Source organism: Bradyrhizobium sp., from assembly GCF_036009065.1.
GTDB lineage: Bacteria > Pseudomonadota > Alphaproteobacteria > Rhizobiales > Xanthobacteraceae > Bradyrhizobium.
On sequence record NZ_DASYMN010000338.1, the window covers coordinates 1 to 20,602 of the forward strand.

The 20,602-nt window shown below is 63.7% G+C and carries 25 protein-coding genes and 1 pseudogene; 11 read left to right on the plus strand and 15 right to left on the minus strand.

Annotation, left to right across the window (positions count from 1 at the left end; all coding sequences use genetic code 11):
- Positions 1 to 560: 560 nt before the first annotated feature.
- The 10 genes from gatB to VGP39_RS20890 form a co-directional block, all read right to left on the minus strand.
- On the minus strand, positions 561 to 2,045 hold the full coding sequence (gatB, locus tag VGP39_RS20845; RefSeq protein WP_327569988.1) for an Asp-tRNA(Asn)/Glu-tRNA(Gln) amidotransferase subunit GatB: 1,485 nt from the start codon (positions 2,043 to 2,045) through the stop codon (positions 561 to 563).
- Positions 2,042 to 2,341, minus strand: a complete 300-nt coding sequence (locus VGP39_RS20850; protein WP_327569989.1) for a hypothetical protein — start codon at positions 2,339 to 2,341, stop codon at positions 2,042 to 2,044. Before VGP39_RS20850 ends, gatB begins: the two co-directional genes overlap by 4 nt.
- 10 nt (positions 2,342 to 2,351) lie before the next feature.
- Entirely contained in the window at positions 2,352 to 2,768 is a 417-nt protein-coding gene (locus VGP39_RS20855) for a type II toxin-antitoxin system VapC family toxin (RefSeq protein ID WP_327569990.1), read from the minus strand.
- 2 nt (positions 2,769 to 2,770) lie between these two features.
- A complete protein-coding gene (locus VGP39_RS20860; RefSeq protein WP_327569991.1) occupies positions 2,771 to 3,169 on the minus strand; it encodes a DUF7662 domain-containing protein in 399 nt (132 codons plus the stop codon).
- 78 nt (positions 3,170 to 3,247) lie between these two features.
- Positions 3,248 to 4,345 (minus strand): sensor histidine kinase, encoded by a 1,098-nt coding sequence (locus tag VGP39_RS20865; RefSeq protein ID WP_327569992.1) that lies wholly within the window; start codon positions 4,343 to 4,345, stop codon positions 3,248 to 3,250.
- Between the two features lie 82 nt (positions 4,346 to 4,427).
- Positions 4,428 to 5,975 carry an amidase gene (locus VGP39_RS20870; protein WP_327569993.1) on the minus strand — a complete coding sequence of 516 codons (1,548 nt, stop codon included), beginning with the start codon at positions 5,973 to 5,975 and terminating at the stop codon, positions 4,428 to 4,430.
- Positions 5,972 to 6,178: a hypothetical protein gene (locus VGP39_RS20875; RefSeq protein WP_327569994.1), complete on the minus strand. Its 207-nt coding sequence runs from the start codon at positions 6,176 to 6,178 to the stop codon at positions 5,972 to 5,974. The genes VGP39_RS20870 and VGP39_RS20875 overlap by 4 nt, the downstream gene beginning before the upstream one ends.
- A 23-nt stretch (positions 6,179 to 6,201) precedes the next feature.
- A complete protein-coding gene (gene gatC / locus VGP39_RS20880; RefSeq protein WP_327569995.1) occupies positions 6,202 to 6,489 on the minus strand; it encodes an Asp-tRNA(Asn)/Glu-tRNA(Gln) amidotransferase subunit GatC in 288 nt (95 codons plus the stop codon).
- 180 nt (positions 6,490 to 6,669) lie between these two features.
- Complete coding sequence (locus tag VGP39_RS20885; protein ID WP_327569996.1) at positions 6,670 to 7,746, minus strand: nitronate monooxygenase family protein; 1,077 nt, start codon at positions 7,744 to 7,746, stop codon at positions 6,670 to 6,672.
- Positions 7,747 to 7,771: 25 nt separating this feature from the next.
- The gene (locus tag VGP39_RS20890) at positions 7,772 to 9,151 is read right to left on the minus strand and encodes a YbfB/YjiJ family MFS transporter (protein WP_327569997.1); all 1,380 of its coding nucleotides are present in this window, start codon (positions 9,149 to 9,151) and stop codon (positions 7,772 to 7,774) included.
- Here VGP39_RS20890 and VGP39_RS20895 point away from each other — a divergent pair.
- Positions 9,141 to 10,040 (plus strand): LysR substrate-binding domain-containing protein, encoded by a 900-nt coding sequence (locus VGP39_RS20895; RefSeq protein WP_327569998.1) that lies wholly within the window; start codon positions 9,141 to 9,143, stop codon positions 10,038 to 10,040. The genes VGP39_RS20890 and VGP39_RS20895 overlap by 11 nt on opposite strands.
- Positions 10,041 to 10,056: 16 nt before the next feature.
- Here VGP39_RS20895 and VGP39_RS20900 read toward each other — a convergent pair whose 3' ends face one another.
- Positions 10,057 to 10,281 (minus strand): hypothetical protein, encoded by a 225-nt coding sequence (locus tag VGP39_RS20900; RefSeq protein WP_327569999.1) that lies wholly within the window; start codon positions 10,279 to 10,281, stop codon positions 10,057 to 10,059.
- Between the two features lie 55 nt (positions 10,282 to 10,336).
- On the opposite strand from VGP39_RS20900, the gene ruvX reads away from it, so the two are divergent.
- Positions 10,337 to 10,825 (plus strand): Holliday junction resolvase RuvX, encoded by a 489-nt coding sequence (ruvX, locus tag VGP39_RS20905; RefSeq protein WP_327570000.1) that lies wholly within the window; start codon positions 10,337 to 10,339, stop codon positions 10,823 to 10,825.
- A gap of 93 nt (positions 10,826 to 10,918) precedes the next feature.
- Here ruvX and VGP39_RS20910 read toward each other — a convergent pair whose 3' ends face one another.
- Both VGP39_RS20910 and VGP39_RS20915 read right to left on the minus strand, forming a co-directional pair.
- The gene (locus tag VGP39_RS20910; RefSeq protein ID WP_327570001.1) at positions 10,919 to 11,698 is read right to left on the minus strand and encodes a type II CAAX endopeptidase family protein; all 780 of its coding nucleotides are present in this window, start codon (positions 11,696 to 11,698) and stop codon (positions 10,919 to 10,921) included.
- 111 nt (positions 11,699 to 11,809) lie between these two features.
- Positions 11,810 to 12,377, minus strand: a pseudogene (locus tag VGP39_RS20915) (acyl-CoA dehydrogenase family protein); the annotation flags it as partial.
- A gap of 296 nt (positions 12,378 to 12,673) precedes the next feature.
- On the opposite strand from VGP39_RS20915, the gene VGP39_RS20920 reads away from it, so the two are divergent.
- Genes VGP39_RS20920 through plsY form a run of 3 tightly spaced genes read left to right on the plus strand, consistent with a single transcriptional unit; the run spans position 12,674 to position 15,527 of the window.
- A complete protein-coding gene (locus VGP39_RS20920) occupies positions 12,674 to 13,627 on the plus strand; it encodes an aspartate carbamoyltransferase catalytic subunit (protein WP_327570002.1) in 954 nt (317 codons plus the stop codon).
- 4 nt (positions 13,628 to 13,631) lie between these two features.
- The gene (locus VGP39_RS20925; RefSeq protein WP_327570003.1) at positions 13,632 to 14,933 is read left to right on the plus strand and encodes a dihydroorotase; all 1,302 of its coding nucleotides are present in this window, start codon (positions 13,632 to 13,634) and stop codon (positions 14,931 to 14,933) included.
- Between the two features lie 6 nt (positions 14,934 to 14,939).
- A complete protein-coding gene (gene plsY / locus VGP39_RS20930; RefSeq protein WP_327570004.1) occupies positions 14,940 to 15,527 on the plus strand; it encodes a glycerol-3-phosphate 1-O-acyltransferase PlsY in 588 nt (195 codons plus the stop codon).
- 110 nt (positions 15,528 to 15,637) lie between these two features.
- Here plsY and VGP39_RS20935 read toward each other — a convergent pair whose 3' ends face one another.
- Positions 15,638 to 16,879, minus strand: coding sequence for an amidase (locus tag VGP39_RS20935; RefSeq protein WP_327570005.1), 1,242 nt, complete (start codon positions 16,877 to 16,879; stop codon positions 15,638 to 15,640).
- A 189-nt stretch (positions 16,880 to 17,068) separates the two neighbouring features.
- Here VGP39_RS20935 and VGP39_RS20940 point away from each other — a divergent pair, with 189 nt between their 5' ends.
- The 5 genes from VGP39_RS20940 to dprA all read left to right on the plus strand — a co-directional run bounded on the left by VGP39_RS20940 (position 17,069) and on the right by dprA (position 19,603).
- Positions 17,069 to 17,245 (plus strand): hypothetical protein, encoded by a 177-nt coding sequence (locus VGP39_RS20940; RefSeq protein ID WP_327570006.1) that lies wholly within the window; start codon positions 17,069 to 17,071, stop codon positions 17,243 to 17,245.
- 56 nt (positions 17,246 to 17,301) lie between these two features.
- Positions 17,302 to 17,568 (plus strand): hypothetical protein, encoded by a 267-nt coding sequence (locus tag VGP39_RS28215; protein WP_414644754.1) that lies wholly within the window; start codon positions 17,302 to 17,304, stop codon positions 17,566 to 17,568.
- A gap of 54 nt (positions 17,569 to 17,622) precedes the next feature.
- Positions 17,623 to 17,865, plus strand: coding sequence for a hypothetical protein (locus VGP39_RS20945; RefSeq protein ID WP_327570007.1), 243 nt, complete (start codon positions 17,623 to 17,625; stop codon positions 17,863 to 17,865).
- 5 nt (positions 17,866 to 17,870) lie between these two features.
- Positions 17,871 to 18,170, plus strand: coding sequence for a hypothetical protein (locus VGP39_RS20950; RefSeq protein ID WP_327570008.1), 300 nt, complete (start codon positions 17,871 to 17,873; stop codon positions 18,168 to 18,170).
- Between the two features lie 311 nt (positions 18,171 to 18,481).
- A complete protein-coding gene (dprA, locus tag VGP39_RS20955; protein WP_327570009.1) occupies positions 18,482 to 19,603 on the plus strand; it encodes a DNA-processing protein DprA in 1,122 nt (373 codons plus the stop codon).
- 168 nt (positions 19,604 to 19,771) lie between these two features.
- On the opposite strand, the gene VGP39_RS20960 is transcribed toward dprA, so the two are convergent.
- Positions 19,772 to 19,990 carry a hypothetical protein gene (locus VGP39_RS20960; protein WP_327570010.1) on the minus strand — a complete coding sequence of 73 codons (219 nt, stop codon included), beginning with the start codon at positions 19,988 to 19,990 and terminating at the stop codon, positions 19,772 to 19,774.
- 247 nt (positions 19,991 to 20,237) lie between these two features.
- Between VGP39_RS20960 and VGP39_RS20965 the strand changes: the two genes are divergently transcribed.
- Positions 20,238 to 20,602, plus strand: a 365-nt coding sequence (locus VGP39_RS20965) for a toprim domain-containing protein (RefSeq protein WP_327570011.1), incomplete at its 3' end; no start/stop codon positions are given.

Sequence of the window (20,602 nt, forward strand, 5' to 3'; positions counted from 1 at the left end):
CTTCTTCTTGGACGTCTTCTTCGCAGTCTTCTTCACTGCGCTCTTTGCCTTCGCCTTCTTTGCCTTCTTAGCTTTCTTGGCCATGTTGCCCTCCTAATGTAGTGAGATGGCTTAGTCGCTGCGTGCATTCGGGAATCGATATGCACTGCATCCCGAATACACCAACACATTAGAAAAAACAGCGTCCCGCTTAAGGAAGTGTTGACGCGGCAACGTCAGCGCGTGCAGCGCGCGCCGAGCGACAACATCACGGCGCGCGTCCGGAGCGATGCGAATAGTGCGCGAAAACTCTACATCGGCGAATGTCAAGATTGCAGAAAGCGCCTGTGCCGCAGGCATTTTTTTGATTCGCTTATGACGCGCGCAACACCTCGAGCGCATCGTCGCGACTCATCGAGTGCAGCCGAAAGTGCTTTGCGCGGACTCTGAGTCGCAGATTTTGGCAATGAAAAAATTTTTACGCGCGAAGCCTTCGCGTCTGATCGGCGCTCGCCAAAACCGGATTTTCGCGCGAATCGCGGAAAGCTGATTCGCTGGCGCGTTTGTCGCTCACGCGAGATTTAGATGCCGAGTTTCGACTTCAACAGATCGTTCACCGACTGCGGATTGGCCTTGCCGCCGGAAGCCTTCATCACCTGGCCGACGAACCAGCCGACCAGCTGCGGCTTGGCCTTCGCCTGCGCGACCTTGTCGGGATTGGCGGCGATAATCTCGTCCACCGCCTTCTCGATCGCGCCGACGTCGGTGACCTGCTTCATCCCGCGCGCTTCGACCAGCGCGCGGGGATCGCCGCCCTCGGCCCAGACCATCTCGAACAGGTCCTTGGCGATCTTGCCGGAGATCGTGCCCTCGCCGATCAGGCCGACGATGGCAGCAAGCTGCGCGGCCGACAGCGGCGAGGCGGCGATGCCCTCGCCTTCCTTGTTGAGCCGGCCAAACAGTTCATTGATGACCCAGTTGGCGGCAAGCTTGCCGTCGCGGCTCCGGTTCGCCAGATTTGCCAGCACCGCCTCGTAGAAATCGGCGCTTTCCTGCTCGCTGACCAGCACGCCGGCGTCGTAGGGCGTCAGGCCGAAGTCGCCGATGAAGCGCGCCTTCTTTTGATCCGGCAATTCCGGCAGATCGGCTTTGAGTTCATCGACATAGCCCTGCGTGAACTCGAGCGGCAGCAGATCCGGATCGGGGAAATAGCGATAGTCGTGCGCCTCTTCCTTGCTGCGCATCGAGCGGGTCTCGCCCTTGCCCGGGTCGAACAGTCGGGTTTCCTGCTCGATCGAGCCGCCGTCTTCCAGGATGCCGATCTGGCGCCGCGCCTCGTAGTCGATGGCCTGGCCGATGAAGCGGATCGAATTGACGTTCTTGATCTCGCAGCGGGTGCCAAGGGGATCGCCGGGTTTTCGCACCGACACATTGACGTCGGCGCGCAGCGAGCCCTTTTCCATGTCGCCGTCGCAGGTGCCGAGATAGCGCAGGATCGCGCGCAGTTTCGTCACATAGGCCCGCGCCTGCTCGGACGAGCGCATGTCGGGTTTTGAGACAATCTCCATCAGCGCCACACCGGAGCGGTTGAGGTCGACCAGCGACATCGCCGGATTCTGGTCATGCAGCAACTTGGCGGCGTCCTGCTCCAGATGCAGCCGTTCGATGCCGACGCTGATACTCTCGCCGCTCTCCAAATCGACGACGACCTCACCCTCGCCGACGATCGGCGACTTGTACTGGCTGATCTGGTAGCCCTGCGGCAGGTCGGGATAGAAATAGTTCTTGCGGTCGAACACCGAGCGCAGGTTGATCTGCGCCTTCAGGCCGAGCCCGGTGCGCACCGCTTGCCGGATGCAGACTTCGTTGATGACGGGCAGCATGCCCGGCATCGCCGCATCGACCAGCGAGACATGGCTGTTGGGCTCGCCGCCGAATTCGGTCGAGGCGCCGGAAAATAGTTTTGAGTTCGAGGTGACCTGGGCATGGACCTCGACGCCGATCACCATTTCCCAGTCGCCGGTGGCGCCCTTGATCAGCTTCGATGGTTTGACCGGAGCATTCATGTTTGTTCGCCTTCAAGCAGCGCCGACACAACTCTGTCCCACTCGGCCTCGACCGGCCCGCTCGCAACCGGCTTGCCGGCCCGCCGGTACCAATAGCCGGCATTGCCGAGATCGCCTTCGATACGATGCAGATAGGCATGAACCCACGCCGCGTCCACGCCCTCCTCGTCCTGGACGATTTCGTGCGCCTTGGTCCAGTCGCCTTTGGCGGCCCACCACAACGCCGCGAGCGGCGGCGAAATGCCTGGCGCGGGGGCCATACCAGAAAGACTCGATTTGAAGTCGGCGGTGGTCATGAGGGCTCGCTTAGCAGGCAAGCGCCTGAATATGCCCTTCGCGCGCATATTCCAACAGCGGTCGGTCGCGGGTGACGAGCCGATAGCCGTACTCGCGCGCGGTTGCGATGAAAATCCGGTCGGCGGGATCATTCGGCGGCTTTCCGGGCAAAAACGATGAGGACATCAATATAGCAGGAGGCATTTCCGCTAGCTGGAGCCCGGGTGCGTGCAACAGACGCTCAAACCAGCGCTGCGGCGCCACCAACAAGTTCAGTCGGCCCCGCGCAACGAGCAGGCCGATTTCCCACGCGGTGATGGGGGAAACGTAAATTGGTTCGCCGGCTTCGCGAGCGCGCTGCAAGGCGGTGAAAGCCTCCCGCGAGATGGGCTCTTCCTCGGTGATCCAAATAGCGGCACAGGTATCGAGGAGGAGTGGGATATCCATACTTACTCGCGATCACCCCAGGCCCGCTCGCCCCACTCGGGATCGGCGGGCTCGGTCAGGTCGACGCCTTCGGGAATAGTGACTGTTCCCTTCATCCAACCGATGAGTGGATGCCGGCCTGTCTTCGCTGCAGGATCAGGCTTTGGAGCATCGGCCTGCTTCTCGCGCCGGAACACGAGCTTGCGTGCCGTCATATCCACCTGCTCGCTGCGAAAACCGGCGTCGAGCCAAGCCCGCGTCATCACATTATTCGTTGGCGAGTTGCTCCACCACGCGCGGTGACGCTGCGCTACCGGCGGCAATTTGAAGCCGACCACGCGCTCGATTTGCGCAAAGCTCATGCGAACTTCGCCGCCGCGCTGTTTCTGCAAGAATTCGGTCAGGGGCTCATATTTTCCCATGACACCCTCCTAGTTACTAATAGTTACACAGTAACTATTCTTAGAGCCGAATCAAGCCGGATATCGCCGATTGGCCGGCTAGTTCGGCGCCGGCGTCGGCGAGGCGTCGAAGGTCAGCGTGAACCAGGTGCCCTGGCCGCGGATGCTTTCAGCGCGGAATACGACATTCTTGGCGTTTTCCCGTAAGGTCTGCAGGATCAGCGCGCCGAGTTTTCGCGGCGACGGCCATTGCTGGTTTTCGCCGAGCCCGACGCCGTCATCGGACACCACCACCGTGACGCGGCCATTCTCGCATTTGCAGATCAGTTTTATCAGTCCGTTGCTGCGCCCGATAAAGGCGTATTTCAGCGCGTTGGTCAGCATTTCGTTGACCAGAAGCCCGGCAGGCATCACGACGTTGATCGACAGCGGGCAATAGCCCACCTGCAGATCGATTTCGACGCCCGGCATCGCGCTGGCCTGCATCACCGCGGTGGCGATATCGGACAGGTACTGCCCGAGATCGATGTCGGCCGCGGCGTTTTCCGCTGACAGGGTGCGGTACAGCACTGCCAAGGCGTCGATCCGGCTTGCCAGCCGCGCCAGCGCCACCGACTCGCCCTCGACCGCCGAGCGGGCTTCGAGCCGCACCAGCGCCGTGATCAGCTGCAGATTGTTCTTCACCCGGTGCTGCAGCTCGCGCATCAGCATGTCGCGGTCGCGTATCTGGTTTTCGAACTGCTCGATCTGCGCCCGCTCGCGGCCGCCGACATCGACCAGCGCCGCGATCCGGAAATTCTCGATGCCATCATCGCTTTCGATCACCGAGGCGTAAGCCTGCACGATGACAAGACGGTCGACCGGCCCCGCGGGGCGGAACACGCCGATAAAATCCTCGCCGTCCTTGATCGCTTCGCCCAGCGTCTGGGCGGGATCATCCTCGTTCAGAAAACCGTCGAGGCTTAGCCAGCTCCGGCCTTCCACGTCGGACGGCGCCAGCGACAGCAATCCCTCGAACGCCTTGTTGGCGTAAACCACCTGCTGCTCCGCGCCGGAACCGCGCGATACCGCAACCGCTACCGGCGCGTGATCGAGCAGGTCCTTGTATTTGTCATTCTCGATCGCCAAGGCGAGCTTGGACGAACCCAGAAGCCGATCGACCTGCTGGGAGGACGGAACACCGTCATCACCGCTCATACTCATGGCATCCCCATGATTCGAGCATGGCGAAGCGCCGCAGAAAACGCAACGCAAAAACCGACGCTATCAAAATGGAACTTCACACCCACCATTTCGGCGGCATGAAGCGTCCCGCGGCCTGCTCGATCACGTCGCCGAGCGAGAACAGCGTCTCCTCATCGAACGGCCGCCCGATCAGCTGCAGCCCGAGCGGCAATCCCTGCGCATCCTTGCCGGCGGGAACCGCGATTCCGGGCAGCCCCGCCATGTTCGCGGTCACCGTGAAGATATCGTTGAGATACATCTCGACCGGATCGGCGCCGCCCTTTTCGCCGATGCCGAATGCAGCCGACGGCGTCGCGGGCGTCAGGATCGCGTTCACGCCCCGGGCAAAACAATCCTCGAAATCCTTCTTGATCAGGGTGCGCACTTTCTGCGCGCGCAAATAATAGGCATCGTAATAGCCGGCCGACAGCACATAGGTGCCGATCATGACGCGGCGGCGGACTTCCGCGCCAAAGCCCTTCGCGCGGGTCTTCTCATACATGTCGACGATGTTGCGCCCCTCGACGCGCAGGCAGTAGCGCACGCCGTCGTAACGCGCGAGATTCGACGACGCTTCGGCCGGCGCGACGATGTAATAGGCCGGCAGTGCGTATTTGGTGTGCGGCAGCGACACCTCGACCAGTTCCGCACCGGCCGATTTCAGCCAGCCCGCGCCCTCGGTCCAGAGTTTCTCGATTTCATCGGGCATGCCGTCGAGGCGGTATTCTCTGGGTATCCCGATCTTCATGCCCCTGACGGATTTGCCGATCGCGGCCTCGAAGTCCGGCACCGCACGATCGACCGAAGTGGTGTCCTTCGGGTCGTGACCGGCCATCGAGCGCATCAGGATCGAGGCGTCGCGGACGGTGCGCGCGATCGGCCCAGCCTGATCGAGCGAGGAGGCGAACGCGACGATGCCCCAGCGCGAGCAGCGCCCGTAAGTCGGCTTCATGCCGACGGTGCCGGTGAACGCGGCGGGTTGCCGGATCGAGCCGCCGGTGTCGGTCGCGGTCGCGCCCATGCATAGTTGCGCCGCCACCGCCGAGGCCGAACCGCCGGACGAGCCGCCGGGCACCAAGCGGGTATCGTCGAATTCCGGAAATTCAATTCGTCCGGCCTTCGCATCGCCTGCGTCGGGCGGCCGGGCGCTGACGGCGCGCATGCGCCGTCGCCATGGATTGACCACCGGGCCGAAACACGAAGTCTCGTTCGACGAGCCCATCGCGAACTCGTCATTGTTGAGCTTGCCGAGCAGCACCGCGCCGTCACGCCACAGTTGCGAGGTCACGGTGGATTCATAAGACGGCATGAAATTGCCGAGGATATTTGAGCAAGCGGTGGTGCGCACGTCTTTGGTGGCGAACAGGTCCTTGATCCCGAGCGGGACGCCGCCGAGCGGCCTGCCCTCGCCTTTCGCTAGTCTGGCATCGGCCTCGCGCGCCATGCTGCGCGCCCGATCCGGCGTCTCAAGCACGAACGCATTGAGCGCGCGCGCGGTTTCGATCGCGGCGATATGCGCGTCGGTCAATTCAAGCGACGTAAAGGATTTTTTCGCAAGGCCCTCACGGGCCTCACTGAGCGTCAGCGCGGTCAGGTCGGTCATTTATTGACCGGGCTGCAGAAGAACGGCGACAGCGTCTTGTCATTGGCCGGATCGTCCGGGCGCGTCTTGTCGGCCGCCTCCAGCTGATCGAGCACGGCGTCCATCGCCTTGTCGGGATCGGCGGGCTTGCCCTGACGCTCCATGGCGTCCAGATAGTTCATGTAGGCCTGATAGGCCTTCTCATCGTCGCAAAGCAGACACATAAGATCCTCGAAAACCGGACAAATTATTCGACGACTTTCGGCACCAGAAAGAAATGGCCTTCGATGGCCGGCGCGTTCGCGACCACCTGGTCCGCAATGCCGCCGTCATTGACGATGTCGGCGCGCTTCTTCATTTCCATCGGCGTCACCGAGGTCATCGGCTCGACGCCCGCGACGTCGACTTCCGACAACTGCTCGACAAACGCCAGCATCGCGTTCAGTTCGCCCTGCAGAGGGAGAATTTCGGCCTCATCGACTGCGATCCGCGCCAGATGCGCGATGCGGCGAACGGTGGCGGCATCGACGGACATAGTGAGGGCCTCCGGCGGCAAAATCAGCCCGCCGTATAGCAGACGGACCTTTCGCACCGCAACCGCGCGGTTGTGAAGTTCGTCATGCCCGGCCTTGTGCCCGGCATCCGCGTCTTAACAGCGCGCCGCAAGCAAGACGTGGATGGCGGGTTCAAGCCCGGCCATGACGAAAAGGCGTGATTACCCCGCCAGCGCGCTCAGCCGCTTCAACGCATCACCCGCCAGCGCCCGGGTCAGTTCCGCCGCCGGGATGTTCCGGACCAGTCCTACCGCCTGCCCGGCCCACAGATTGGTGAAATCGACCCTGCCGAGCTTTTCCGCCGCCGCCTTCAAGGGCCCAAGCGCGGTTGCGGCATGCGGGAATGCCGGCGCGTCCGGCGAGATCGGGCCGGCCTCGCGCATCACCCGGTTCGCAACCCCGCGGGCCGGACGCCCGGTCATCACATTGGTGATGACCGTGGAATCGTCATGCGCCCCGGCCAGCGCCGCACGGTGCGGCGCGATGATCCTGGATTCGGGACAGTGCAGATAGGCGGTGCCGATCTGCACCCCGGCGGCGCCCAGCGCGAACGCCGCGGCGATGCCGCGCCCGTCGGCGATGCCGCCCGCCGCGATCACCGGCACGCGCACCGCATCCACCACCTGCGGCACCAGCGCGAAGGTGCCGGGCTGCTCGGCAATGTTTTCAGTCAGGAACATGCCGCGATGGCCGCCGGCCTCCGCGCCCTGCGCGATAATGGCGTCGGCGCCATGCTCTTCCAGCCAGATCGCCTCGCGCACGATGGTCGCCGAGGCGATCACGATGCTCCCCGCAGCCTTGATCCGCTTCAACAGTGCCGGCTCCGGCAAGCCGAAGTGGAAGCTGACGACCTCGGGCTTCAGCTCCTCGATCAGTTCGCACATCGCCGCATCGAACGGCGCGCGGTTGGCGGCGTTGATGGGAGCCGCCGGATCAAGCCCGAATTCGCTGTAATACGACGCCAGCCGCCGCTTCCATCCGGCCTCGCGCAAGGAATCGACATCGACCGGCGTGTGGCAGAAGAAATTCAGGTTGACCGGCGCCGACACGCGCTGGCGGATGATGTTGACCTGCTCGCGCGCCTTCTCGACCGACAGCATCGCGCTGGGCAGCGACCCCAGCGCGCCGCCCTGCGCCGCCGCGATCACCAGGTCGGCGTCCATCACGCCGGCCATCGGCGCCTGCACGATGGGAAATTCGGTCTTGAACAGGTCGATAAGTCTGCGGTCGGGCCACATGATCAGCTCGTTCGGCCATGGGGGATTAGCTCGGGCGTCGTGGACCCGGGGTGGTCTCGGATAGCATGGAGGCAGGCGCGGTCAAACCGAGCGTGAGGCTGCTCGCCGCCAGCGCCAACGCAGCAAGCAGGCTGGGCAGCAGCAGCCGGCCGTCAAATAGACTGACCGTCAACGGTCCGACAATCTGCCCGAAGGCAAACGCGGCCGTGCAGAGGGCCACCACCCGCGCTCCGCCGAGGCGCCGCGCTTCCTGTATTCCCGCCATCGTGATCACCATGAAGGTGCCGCCGACACACAAGGCGGCAAACGACAGCGTGGTGAGATTGATCGCGAAAACCGGCGCCACGACGCCCAATGCCAGCAGCCATTGTCCATAAGCCCACAGACGCCGCGACGAAAGCGCCGGCAACAGCCGCACGGCCAGCACCGTCGAGACGGCGGCGGCGGCGCCGAATATCGGCCAAACCCAGCCGAACACCGCGGGATCCTTGATTGCCTCCCGCGCCAGCGCCGGCAGAAACGTAGCGGGAATAATATAGCCGTAACCGAACGCACCATAGCAGAGCGCGGCCGTCCACGCCTGCCTGGTCAGCGGCGCATGGCCCACTACCGCGGTTGCGTGCACGCCGCCACCTGTGAGCTGCCGCCACAACGCGAGCGCGAATAACGCTGCAATCACGCCCAGACTGATCCACGTCGCCTGCGAGCCCGAAGCTGTTACACCCGCGACGAGAGCCACCAGACCGGCAAAGCAGATGCCGACGCCGACCCCCGCGAACACCTGTCCCGACCGCGTCGCCTGATGCAGTTGCGCGAGGATAGGCATGACCCATGCGGACACGCCAACCAGCACGAACGCGCTACCCGCCCCGGCAAGAAAACGCAGAGCGAGCCACAGCCGGAGTTCTGCCGTCAGTCCCATGCCCAAGGTGAAAAAGGCGATCGAAACCAGCCCCCAACGGATGGCGCGCGGTGGCGCCGGCGGCGAGGAAATGCACATCAAGGCCCCGACGAGGTAACCCACATAGTTCGCGGTCGCGAGCCAGCTGCCCTGCACCAGGCTCACGCCGGAGTCCTGCACCATCAGCGGCAACAACGGCGTGAAGGCAAAACGGCCGATCCCCATAGCCACCGCCAGACCGATAAGGCCGGTCGATATGGCGGCACCGGCGGTCGGTGTTTCGGCGAGCGTTGCGGGCGCAAGAGCGATGGACATGGCGGACCGGCCGGTTGCAGCGCTGGCATGCGGGGCGACCCCGACGTTTTCGACACACCGCAGCTTGAATTCCGTCGTAACAAGCTTAGGCTGGATCTTGTTTCTCAAATACTGAATAATAGAGAACCAGTTATTCTCTGTTTGAAAATACCATCGACTTGCCGGCGGAGAACTGACGATGAACTTCACCGATTTGCGGGTGTTCAAAGCCGTCGTGGAGGAAGGCGGCATCGTCAAGGCCGCGCACAAGCTGCACCGCGTACCTTCGAACATCAGCACGCGCATCAAGCAGCTTGAGACCGCTGTAGGCATCCCGCTGTTCCACCGCGACCGCCAGCGGCTCCATCTGGCTCCGAGCGGCGAAGTTCTGCTTGGCTACGCCGAGCGGCTGATCGGCCTCTCCGAAGAGGCGCGCCACGTCGTCTCCGGCGCGGCGCCGCATGGTTTGCTGAAACTGGGCGCATTGGAGAGCACGACCGCGAGCCGGCTGCCCGGCATACTCGCTGACTTTCACCGCCGCTATCCTGACGTGCGCCTCGAGCTCACCACCGGCACCAACGACGCGCTGGTGAGTGCAGTGGCCGAGCGGCGGCTCGACGCCGCCTTTATCGCCGAGCCTCCATCGGCGCGCGGACTCGCTTACCTGCCGGTGTTTCGCGAGAGCCTCGTGGTGATCTCAAGCCAGGACCACGCGCCGATCGCCAGGGCGCGTGATGCCGAAGGCCAAAGCCTGATCGCCTTCCCTCACGGCTGCGCCTACCGCCGCGTGCTGCAACGCTGGCTGAAGCGCGAAAGCCTGGCCACCTCGCGCGTGCTGGAGCTGAGCTCGTATCACGCGATCGTCGCCTGCGTCGCCGCCGGTGCGGGGATCGCCCTGATGCCGGAGGCGGTGCTCGATGCCATGCCGCAGGCGTTGGTGCGCCGCAACCGCATTCCCCGCGCCCAAAGCGAGATGGTCACGCCGCTGATCTGGCGCCGAGGTGAAATCTCGCCACCGGTGCTGGCGTTGCGCACCCTGCTGGCTCTGGTGGTCAAAGGCTCCGGGCGCAAAGGCGAGAGAATGAAAGCGGGCAAATAGGGATACGCCAAAATCCCTATGCGCTCTTTCGCTGCCTGACAATCCAGCGTCGCAGTGCGACGCCGGTCCAGATCGCTTCGACCAGACCGAACGGCCAGGCGCCCTGCAGAAATCCATAGGCCGAGCCGAGCGCGCAGGCCGTGGCGAATGCAAGGATGAACCAGTGGCTGCGATCCTCCAGCGCGTAACAGACGAGCATTGCGCTAACAGCGAATAATCCGAAAAAAGTCAGCCCGTCCATCGTCGCCAGCCTTTCACGCTTTGCACCCGTTATAAGCCACGTGCTATGCGACGCCATGCCCGCACTCATCCTGCCCCTGATCGACGCAACGGCGCACTGGCCCGACCGCGGCGCGCTGGTTGGGCTGGATCTCGGCACCAAGACCATCGGCGTCGCGGTGTCCGATCCCGATCGTCGGCTGGCAACGGGGGTGGAGACCATTGCGCGCAAGAGCTTCACCGTCGACGCGGCGCGGTTGCTGGCGATCGCGCGTGAGCGCAACACCGCCGGCTTCGTGCTCGGCTTGCCCATCAACATGGACGGCAGCGAAGGCCCGCGCGCGCAATCCACCCGCGCTTTCGCGCGCAACTTTTCCAAGCTCACCGATCTTCCCATCGCGCTGTGGGACGAGCGGCTGTCCACCGTCGCGGTCGAGCGCGAGCTGATCGGCATGGACATGCGCCGCGCCCGGCGCGCGGAGGTGATCGACGAGCATGCCGCGATCTTCATTTTGCAGGGCGCGCTGGACCGGCTGACGGTAATGCGCCGGTCGACGGGCGACTAGCTAGCCGTCATTGCGAGCGAAGCGAAGCAATCCAGAAGGCCACAAGAGAACTGGATTGCTTCGTCGCTGCGCTCCTCGCAATGACGACGAACCTCACTGCGCCGCGAGCCAGACGCTCTGTAGCGTCGCGGCGAGATTGTTGGTGCCGTGCATGATGGTCGTTAGCCAGGTCGAATTGCTGCGGTAGCGTATGTAACCGAGCAGCAATCCGATCGACATCACTTCGCTGAACAGGAACCAGTCGTAATATTGCGCGTGCATCGCCGTCCACACCAGCGACGACAGCACGATGGCGCCTACGGGGCCGAGAGCCGATTCCGACCATCCGCGGTAGAGAAATCCGCGAACCATCAGTTCTTCGGTCACCGGTGCGGCGACCGCGAACGCGACTACCAGCAGCCATAATGCGCCATCGGCATGCGCCGATTTCAGCACATCGACCATGAAGCCCGGCGAGATCTCGCGGCCGAGCATGCGCGACAGCAGGTCCCAGCCCGCGATCAGCACGATCAGGGCGACGATGCCGATCAGAAGATTGCGCCATGAGGTGCGGCGCAGCGCCAGGTAATCGGCAAATGGCATACGCGCCATCCGCGTCGCCAGCCACAACACCGCGAGCACCGCGGGCAGTCCCATCATGACCGACAGCGAAATCACCGTCCCGGCGCTGGCCACCGCTTTGATCGAAGCGATGTCGAACGGCGGGCCCTTGGCGAGAAAGAAAACCACGACCAGCAAAAATTGCCCCGCGAACATCGCCGCGAACAGAAGCAATCCCCACAGGCAGGTGCCCCAGAATTTCCAGATTCGCGGCGGATGTGATGTGAGAGGTAGCGTGTCGGCGGCAAGCGTGGGCGCTTCAGAAGAACTCATCGATCAACCTTTTAGCGTCATGGCCGGGCTTGTCCCGGCCATCCACGTCTTGCTTTGTCGCGAACGCTGCAGACGTGGATGCCCGGGACCAGCCCTGGCATGACGACGTCCTTACCGGGGCAATGCCCGCTCCAGCAGGCCGCGTATGTCCTCGCCGGCGAGATCGACGGCGCCGTACATGCTAGCGTGATTCTCGGCCAACGCGTCGCCGCGAACAATTCGGCGCTGCGCGGCGACACGCCGTTGAGGGCCGCCGCGGCAGCCAGCATCGCCAGTTTCTCCACCGCCGATCGAGCGACGCGCTCGCTGTCGGCCCTGCGGAACGTGCTGCCGATGAAGGCCGCGGTCTCCGCCGCGCCCGGCAGGCCCGCGGTTTGCTCGATCAGGCTTTGCAGCACGCTCCTTGCCGCATCGGCCTCGCGCGACAATGCTCTGAGCACGTCGAGGCACATCACATTGCCGGAACCTTCCCAGATCGCGTTGACCGGGGATTCGCGATAATGCCGCGCCAAAATGCCTTCCTCGACATAGCCGTTGCCGCCGAGGCATTCCATCGCCTCGTACAAAATCCCGGCGCGCTCTTGGACACCCAGTATTTTACCGCCGGCGTCAGCGGCCGCATATAGGCCGCCGCCTTTGCGTCGCCGGGCGCGGAATCGAATGCGCGGCACAAGCGCATCTTCCTGCCGGAAAACGATTTCCGGCTCTAGTCTATGCCGGAGAACACCGTCATGCCCGCGCAAAAGCGCGAAGCGCGTCTTCGCGCAGACGTCGCAGGCATCCACGTCTTCTTTCAACTAAATTAGCGCGAAACAAGACGTGGATGGCCGGAACAGGTCCGGCCATGACGAACGACAGGATTGTGCGCCTTCCGAGGCATTGGTTCGCGTCCGACAGGACAGACCGGGGGATAACTCGAACACCCCCTCTTCGCCCTTGCCCCGCCCGGCGTCCCCCCCTATAGCTCTCGTTTTAATGACCCCTGCATCGAAATCGACCTTCGTCCTCGGTCACCGGCACCTGCTGGGCATCGAGGGGCTTTCCGCCGACGACATCACCGGCCTGCTCGATCTTTCCGAGGAATATGTCGAGCTCAACCGCCAGGTCGACAAGAAGCGCACTAGCTTGCGCGGCCGCACCCAGGTCAACCTGTTCTTCGAAGCTTCCACCCGCACCCAGTCGTCGTTCGAGATCGCCGGCAAACGGCTGGGCGCCGACGTCATGAACATGTCGGTGACCTCGTCCTCGATGCGTAAGGGCGAGACGCTGATAGACACAGCCGTCACCTTGAATGCCATGCACCCGGATATTCTGGTGATGCGGCACCATGCGTCGGGTGCCGTGGAATTGCTGGCGCGCAAGGTCGATGGCTCGGTGATCAACGCCGGCGACGGCGCCCATGAACATCCGACCCAGGCGCTGCTCGATGCGCTGACCATCCGTCGCAACAAGGGCCGGCTCGAGGGCCTCGTCATCGCGATCTGCGGTGACGTGATGCATTCGCGGGTGGCGCGCTCCAACATCCTGCTGCTCAACACCATGGGCGCGCGCGTGCGCGTGGTCGCGCCATCGACGCTGCTGCCGCGCGGCATCGAGCGGATGGGGGTCGAGGTCGCCCGCGACATGCGCGAGGGTCTTAATGGCGCCGATATCGTGATGATGCTGCGGCTGCAGCGCGAGCGCATGAACGGCTCCTTCGTGCCGTCGAGCCAGGAGTATTTCCATTATTTCGGCCTCGACCAGAAAAAGCTCGCTTATGCCAAGCCGGACGCGCTGGTGATGCATCCGGGGCCGATGAACCGCGGCGTCGAGATCGACTCGATCGTCGCCGACGGCGCCCAATCGCTGATCCGGGAGCAGGTGGAAATGGGAGTGGCGGTGCGGATGGCGGTGCTGGAAGCGCTGGCCCGCAACCTGCCCAACGCGTGACATCATGCTGACCGACCGCCGCCCGATCCTGCTCGCCAATGCCCGGCTGATCGACCCCTCGCGCGACCTCGACACCGTCGGCGACGTGCTGATCGCCGACGGCATGATCCGCGACAGCAGGCGCGGCATCGGCGCTGCCGGCGTGCCGGAAGGCACCGACATCGTCAATTGCGCCGGCAAGGTCGTCGCGCCCGGGCTGGTCGACATGCGCGCCTTCGTCGGCGAACCCGGCGCCGGCCATCGCGAAACGATTGCCTCGGCGAGCCAGGCCGCGGCGGCCGGCGGCATCACCACCATCATCTGCCAGCCCGACACCAGGCCGGTGATCGACAACTCCGCGACGGTGGACTTCATCCTGCGCCGCGCGCGCGACACCGCCATCGTCAATATCCATCCGATGGCGGCGCTGACCAAGGGCATGGCCGGCGCCGAGATGACCGAAATCGGCCTGCTGAAGGCCGCCGGCGCCGTGGCCTTCACCGATGGCGACCGCAGCGTCACCAACGCGCAGGTGATGCGGCGGGCGCTGACCTACGCCCGCGATTTCGACGCGCTGATCGTGCACCACACCGAAGATCCTAACCTGGTCGGCGAAGGCGTCATGAACGAGGGCGAATTCGCCGCAAGGCTCGGTCTGGTCGGCATCCCCGACGCCGCCGAAGCGGTGATGCTGGAACGCGACATCCGCTTGGTGGCGCTGACCGGCGGGCGGTATCACGCGGCATCGCTGACCAGCATTGAATCGCTGGAAATTCTCAAGCGCGCGCGCGAGGCGGGCCTTTCGGTGAGCGCCTCGGTGTCGATCAATCACCTGACGCTGAATGAAAACGACATCGGCCCCTACCGGACCTTCCTGAAACTGTCGCCGCCACTTCGCACCGAGGACGATCGTCTCGCGCTGGTCGCCGCTGTGGCCTCCGGACTGATCGACGTCATCATGTCCGATCACAATCCGCAGGATGTCGAAACCAAGCGGCTGCCGTTCGCGGAAGCCGCCGCCGGCGCGATCGGGCTGCAAACCATGCTGCCGGCGGGCCTGCGGCTGATCCACAGCGGCGAGATGGATTTTATAACGCTGATCCGTGCGATGTCGACAAAGCCCGCCGAGCTGCTCGGCCTGCCCGGCGGATCGCTGCGCGCGGGGTCGCCCGCCGACGTGATCGTGATCGATCCCGACACGCCGTGGGTGCTCGATCCCAGCGACCTCAAATCGCAATGCAAGAACACGCCATTCGACGAGGCAAAGTTCTCCGGCCGCGTCGCGCGTACCATCGTCGGCGGCCGCACGGTCTATGAACATGTGTGAGGTCCTATGATCGGCACGTACATTCTAGCTCTGGCGATCGGCTATCTGCTGGGATCGATTCCGTTCGGGTTGGTCCTCACCAAACTCGCCGGCACGCAGGACCTGCGCTCGATCGGCTCCGGCAATATCGGCGCAACCAATGTGCTGCGCACCGGCCGCAAGGGCCTCGCCGCGGCGACCCTGCTCTGCGACATGCTGAAGGGAACGGTGGCTGTTCTAATCGCGGGCTATGTTGGCGGCCCCGACGCCGCGATGCTGGCGGGCCTCGCCGCGTTCCTCGGCCATCTGTTTCCAGTGTGGCTGAACTTCAAGGGCGGCAAGGGCGTCGCGGTCTATATCGGCGTGCTCTTCGGATTGTTCTGGCCCGCCGCGGTGGTGTTTTGCGTATTGTGGCTCGCCACCGCCGCCACCACGCGCACCTCATCCCTGTCCTCGCTGGTCGCAAGCTTCATGACGCCGATCTTCTTGTGGTGGTTCGGCCACCCGGCGCTGGCCGCGCTGTTCGCAGTGCTGACCCTGCTGCTGTTCTACGTACACCGCGAGAACATCAAGCGATTGCAGGCCGGGACCGAGGGGCGGATCGGAGAGAAGTAACGCCGTAGGGTGGGCAAAGACGCCGGGCGCGCACGCGTCCGGCGACGTGCCCACCATTCCACGTTTGTTGTTACAATGGTGGGCACGGCGCAAGAGCGCCTTTGCCCACCCTACGAAGTCGTCAGCGCTTCCTCGACGAAACGCGCGGCCGCCAGCGCGCCGGCATCATCGCCGTATCGCGCGATCACCTGCACGCCGACGGGCAATCCGCCGTCGGCGATGATGGCGGGCACGTTGACGCAGGGAACGCCCATCAGGGTCCAGAGCCGGTTGAAACGGGGATCGCCGGTCGATGAAAGTCCCTTTGGCGCTGCGCCCGGTGCCGAGAGCGTCAACAGCACGTCAACGTCTTCGAAGATTGCGGCCAACGCATCCCGGGCCCGCTTCGCAACCTCGCGCGCCGCGTCATAGGTGGCGGGCAGGAGCCCGGCGGTTTCGTCGAGCTTTGCGCGCAGCAGCGGCGGCATTGCATCGTGATGCACGCCGTATTCCCACGCGAGCGCCTGATGCGCCTCAAAATCCTGCACGGTCGGCTGGATCCGCCATGCCTCGGCGACGATCTCCGGCAATGCGAGGTCGCGGACGGAAGCGCCGGCCCGTTCCGCCGCCGACGCCGCGGTCCGCAGCGCCTCCCCTCCCGCTGCTTCCGGCGCGCCCGCGAAATCCTGCAGCACGATGCCGATGCGCGGCGCCCGCATCGCGCCATCCGGCAGCAGTTCCGGCCGGTTGGTCATCGCGGACAATCCGTGCGCGAGATCTTTGACGCCGGCCGCGAACAGCCCGACGGTGTCCAGCGTCCACGAAAAACACTTCACGCCCACCGTCGGCAGCAGCCGGAACGACGGTTTTATCGCGGCCACGCCGCAGAACGAGGCCGGCCGGATCACCGAGCCCCCGGTCTGCGTGCCCAGCGCCAGGGGAATCATTCCGGCCGCGACCGCCGCCGCCGAGCCCGACGACGATCCGCCGGGCGTGTGATCGAGGTTGCGCGGGTTGCGCGTCGCGGTCGGGTCGACGGAAGCGAATCCGGTTGTCGTGGTCTTTCCGGCGATGGTCGCTCCAGCCTGCTTCAGCATTGTCACGACAGGCGCATCGGCGCGGGGCCGCCAGCCCTTGTAGATCGGCGAGCCCATTTCGGTCGGCAACTCAGCGGTATCCATGATGTCCTTGATACCGACGGCAATGCCGCGCAGCGGCCCGGCATTTTGCGCGCGGGCGTTCTCGGTGTGACAGACAAAGGCGCCGATGCTGTTTTCATGCGCGTCGATCGCCTCACGCGACTGGGCGATCGCCGCAGCGGCCGAAAGCTCGCCCAATTCGATACGGCGCTGGAGATCGGCAAGTGACAACATCGGCATCATTCCTATGCGAAAAGACCGGACAGCTTTTAAGCACCACGTCGGGATCGGGCAAGCCAGATGGAAGGGGATCTTCTACGGCGCCGTCCCGCCCTGTCAGCAACAGCGTCTGTCGGTGCGACCATATCGCCATAACCGCTCGCAGTATGTCTTCGCCAGCGCAACCAGGACGGCAAGCGCAAGGTGGTGGTCATCATCCGCGAGCGCGGCGGCAATTGGATTCCCGGCAGTGTTCGGAACAGAACGCCAAGTCGCTTCATTCATCCGCGCTCATCGCCAAAAAAAGCACAACGGTTCGTGCGGATGAGTGTCATGGGATGGCTGCATGAGCGCTTCGAGATGAAGCGAATCAACCATTAGGAGCTTATTCGTTGGACACGGCTTACGCGAATCAGGCCGAGGAATACTTCAGCCACTTGCGCCGCGCCGAGATTGGCATACGTCACCACATCGCTAGCGCATATCTGCTACGATGCGCACGAGAATCATCGTGGCGCGAAAACAATCGCCGCACGTCGAATGGCCGATCAGGTCAGTCGTATTGTCGCATTAGCAGTAAGTGCGGTATCGACTTGGCTACCGGCAGAGGCGTGTTCATGAATAGTTCGCGCGTTACGTGTAGCGGAGGACTTGACAACCATGGGAACCCGACGGCAAGTTCCGAATTGTTAAATTTACGTTAGGTTTGCTACTCAATTTTGCTTCACTTTAGGGCTTTTTGTTAACTCGGAGGGCCAATGCTCGATACTTTGATGAGGCCCGCGATGCGCCAGTCCAAGGGAGCAAAATCTTCTTTCGTCGATCTGGGCTTCCGATCACTACGATATGGCCTCGAAGGTGCTTTGGTCGGAGTGGCCGTGTCGGGCTTGGTCGCGATATTCTTCTCATATCCGGACCATGCTCGTTTTGATCATTGGGGTGCATTGGTTGGCTTTCTTACTGTTATGATTGGCCGATATTTTGGCCGCTCCGAAGCCTAGCCAAGATGGCCATTTCGCCGGCCCACATACCTCTTGATGGGATTGTCGATGCCGTCACCGTAGGCGTCGGCTTCGTCGCCGCCTTCTTGAAGGCTGGCTGGCGCTGGAATACGCACGCAGAAAATTCTTTCTCGAAACTTGTCGTAGATTTTTTGAATGGAACAGTGGTCACACCCTTTTTGCTGATGGCTGGTGCCGTGTTCAACGACACCATTCTTTCCTACCTGCGATCCGCTAGCCCGGTGAGCATTTCGATAGCGGGATCAATCGGATTGTTTTTCGTCCTTGCTGAGTTAAGGAAATAACGACCGTCCTTTGATTCCTCGTGTGTAGCCAACGCCCATCGCGCCGCTTGCCGTTCGGTCTGCTCAGTGCTTTGCCGCGCGATTTCGCAAACTGCGCAAACTGGCCTGAACGTTCTGTTCAAGGTTTGAACGGCCTTCCGGTCTCAGCGGCGGCGAACACGGGCTGAGCCAGCTTAATTGCCGAATGAGCTGCGTGGCCGTCCTGAGAACGTCAAGCGTTCCTCACTTAACCAATGGGTTTGTGGCTGGTGCAACCGCTGGTAAGTAGCCCGCATTCCCGGGTTGTTCGATGCTTCGCCCACGGAGCAGACGTGAGCAACAACACCCAAAACACCACCCATCTCACCGACGAGCAGCGGATCGACTGGCTGCGGCTGATCCGTTCCGACAACGTCGGGCCGCGCACGTTTCGTTCGCTGATCAACCATTTCGGCAGCGCGCGCACCGCGCTGGGCCGGTTGCCCGATCTGGCGCGACGCGGCGGCGCCGCGCGTCCCGGCCGTATTTACAGCGAGCAAGACGCGGAAGCCGAGCTGATCGCGGGACGGAAGATCGGCGTCAGCCTCGTCGCCCCGACCGAGCCCTTCTATCCGCCGCGGCTGGCGCTGATCGACGACGCGCCGCCGCTGCTCGGCGTGCGCGGAACGCTCAAGGTGTTGGCGCGGCCGATGATCGCCATCGTCGGCTCGCGCAACGCCTCCGGCGCCGGCCTCAAGGTCACAGGGCGGCTGGCGCACGATCTCGGCGAAGCCGGGTTTGTCATCGCCTCGGGTCTGGCGCGCGGCATCGACCAGGCGGCGCATCGCGCCAGCATCGACAGCGGCACAATTGCGGTGCTGGCCGGCGGCCACGACCGCGTCTATCCCGCCGAACACGAAGATCTGCTGGACGCCGTCCTGCAGTGCGGCGCGGCGATCTCGGAAATGCCGCTCGGCCACGTGCCGCGCGCCCGGGATTTTCCGCGGCGCAACCGGCTGATCTCCGGCGTCGCGCTCGGCGTGGTCGTGGTCGAGGCCGCGCATCGCTCCGGCTCGCTGATCACCGCACGCATCGCCGCCGAGCAGGGCCGCGAAGTGTTCGCGGTGCCGGGCTCGCCGCTCGATCCGCGTGCCGCCGGCACCAACGACCTGATCAAGCAGGGTGCGACGCTGACCACCGAGGCATCGGATGTCATCAATATGGTGCAGCCGATCATGGACCGTCCGGTCGAACTGCCGACGCGCGAGCCGGAAGAAGACTTGCCCGGGACTTACGAGCCCGACCCCGGCGACCGCGCGCGCATCGTCGGCCTGCTCGGGCCGAGCCCGATCGGACTGGACGATCTGATCCGGATGGCCGGGACCTCGCCGGCCGTGGTGCGTACCGTGCTGCTCGAACTCGAACTGGCCGGACGGCTCGAGCGCCACGGCGGCGGGCTGGTGTCGCTGATCTAAGTCATTCCGGGGCGCGCGCGCGGCTCGACGCACTATGGCACTTGCGGAGCGGTGCGCTGCTGAACCGAGACTCATTCACCTGCACCGACGGTTATAAAAACATGGGTCCCGGTTCTGCGAAGCAGCGCTATCGCGCTGCATCGCGCCCGGAATAACGGCAGGGATCGATCAGGACTTCGGCGATGCAGGCTTGCCGCGAAGGCGAACGATTTCCTCGGCTTCCATCAGCGCCATGTCGAGCAGGAAGCCCAGCGTGTCGTGCTTGTGCCGGCGCGCCAGTTGCGCGAGATCTCTCACCGCCTCGGCGATGTGGCTTGCGGCCTCGTCCCGTCCGCCATCCCGCGCAGGCTTGGCGGGGCGGTCATTGCGGTCTGAAGGTGCGGACATCCGCTGATCATCCTTTGCCGCGTGCGTCGGCACATTTCAAATCGGGTGGTTGTTATAACTTCCCGCGATGAGAGTGCAACTAATGGTATTTTCTACAACTTAGAGACGAAATCTTCTGCCGTTCTCGCCCCAGTTCAACACCCGGCGATTTGACTTAAGTGCCCTCTGCCACCATGTTCGCCTCGAAACGGCCGGCGCGAATCTCGTGAAAGCGGCCCCTATCTCCCCTGTAAGCTATTGGAATGACATGAATATCGTCATTGTCGAGTCGCCTGCCAAGGCCAAGACGATCAACAAGTATTTGGGCGGTTCCTACGAGGTTCTGGCGTCGTTCGGTCATGTCCGCGACCTTCCGGCAAAAAACGGATCGGTCGATCCGGAAGCCAATTTCCAGATGATCTGGGAGATCGATCCCAAGGCTGCCGGCCGGCTCAACGACATCGCGCGTGCCTTGAAAGGGGCGGACCGGCTGATCCTCGCAACCGACCCCGACCGCGAGGGCGAGGCGATTTCCTGGCACGTGCTGGAAGTGATGAAACAGAAGCGCGCGCTGAAGGATCACAAGATCGAGCGCGTGGTGTTCAACGCCATCACCAAGCAGGCGGTGACCGA

What these genes read in the sequence shown, in the direction of transcription:
- gatB (WP_327569988.1), bottom strand. Translation starts at nt 2,045, where the DNA reads ATGAATGCTCCGGTCAAACCATCGAAGCTGATCAAGGGCGCCACCGGC.
- VGP39_RS20850 (WP_327569989.1), bottom strand. Translation starts at nt 2,341, where the DNA reads ATGACCACCGCCGACTTCAAATCGAGTCTTTCTGGTATGGCCCCCGCG.
- VGP39_RS20855 (WP_327569990.1), bottom strand. Translation starts at nt 2,768, where the DNA reads ATGGATATCCCACTCCTCCTCGATACCTGTGCCGCTATTTGGATCACC.
- VGP39_RS20860 (WP_327569991.1), bottom strand. Translation starts at nt 3,169, where the DNA reads ATGGGAAAATATGAGCCCCTGACCGAATTCTTGCAGAAACAGCGCGGC.
- VGP39_RS20865 (WP_327569992.1), bottom strand. Translation starts at nt 4,345, where the DNA reads ATGAGCGGTGATGACGGTGTTCCGTCCTCCCAGCAGGTCGATCGGCTT.
- VGP39_RS20870 (WP_327569993.1), bottom strand. Translation starts at nt 5,975, where the DNA reads ATGACCGACCTGACCGCGCTGACGCTCAGTGAGGCCCGTGAGGGCCTT.
- VGP39_RS20875 (WP_327569994.1), bottom strand. Translation starts at nt 6,178, where the DNA reads ATGTGTCTGCTTTGCGACGATGAGAAGGCCTATCAGGCCTACATGAAC.
- gatC (WP_327569995.1), bottom strand. Translation starts at nt 6,489, where the DNA reads ATGTCCGTCGATGCCGCCACCGTTCGCCGCATCGCGCATCTGGCGCGG.
- VGP39_RS20885 (WP_327569996.1), bottom strand. Translation starts at nt 7,746, where the DNA reads ATGTGGCCCGACCGCAGACTTATCGACCTGTTCAAGACCGAATTTCCC.
- VGP39_RS20895 (WP_327569998.1), top strand. Translation starts at nt 9,141, where the DNA reads ATGAACTTCACCGATTTGCGGGTGTTCAAAGCCGTCGTGGAGGAAGGC.
- VGP39_RS20900 (WP_327569999.1), bottom strand. Translation starts at nt 10,281, where the DNA reads ATGGACGGGCTGACTTTTTTCGGATTATTCGCTGTTAGCGCAATGCTC.
- ruvX (WP_327570000.1), top strand. Translation starts at nt 10,337, where the DNA reads ATGCCCGCACTCATCCTGCCCCTGATCGACGCAACGGCGCACTGGCCC.
- VGP39_RS20910 (WP_327570001.1), bottom strand. Translation starts at nt 11,698, where the DNA reads ATGAGTTCTTCTGAAGCGCCCACGCTTGCCGCCGACACGCTACCTCTC.
- VGP39_RS20920 (WP_327570002.1), top strand. Translation starts at nt 12,674, where the DNA reads ATGACCCCTGCATCGAAATCGACCTTCGTCCTCGGTCACCGGCACCTG.
- VGP39_RS20925 (WP_327570003.1), top strand. Translation starts at nt 13,632, where the DNA reads ATGCTGACCGACCGCCGCCCGATCCTGCTCGCCAATGCCCGGCTGATC.
- plsY (WP_327570004.1), top strand. Translation starts at nt 14,940, where the DNA reads ATGATCGGCACGTACATTCTAGCTCTGGCGATCGGCTATCTGCTGGGA.
- VGP39_RS20935 (WP_327570005.1), bottom strand. Translation starts at nt 16,879, where the DNA reads ATGTTGTCACTTGCCGATCTCCAGCGCCGTATCGAATTGGGCGAGCTT.
- VGP39_RS20945 (WP_327570007.1), top strand. Translation starts at nt 17,623, where the DNA reads ATGCTCGATACTTTGATGAGGCCCGCGATGCGCCAGTCCAAGGGAGCA.
- VGP39_RS20950 (WP_327570008.1), top strand. Translation starts at nt 17,871, where the DNA reads ATGGCCATTTCGCCGGCCCACATACCTCTTGATGGGATTGTCGATGCC.
- VGP39_RS20960 (WP_327570010.1), bottom strand. Translation starts at nt 19,990, where the DNA reads ATGTCCGCACCTTCAGACCGCAATGACCGCCCCGCCAAGCCTGCGCGG.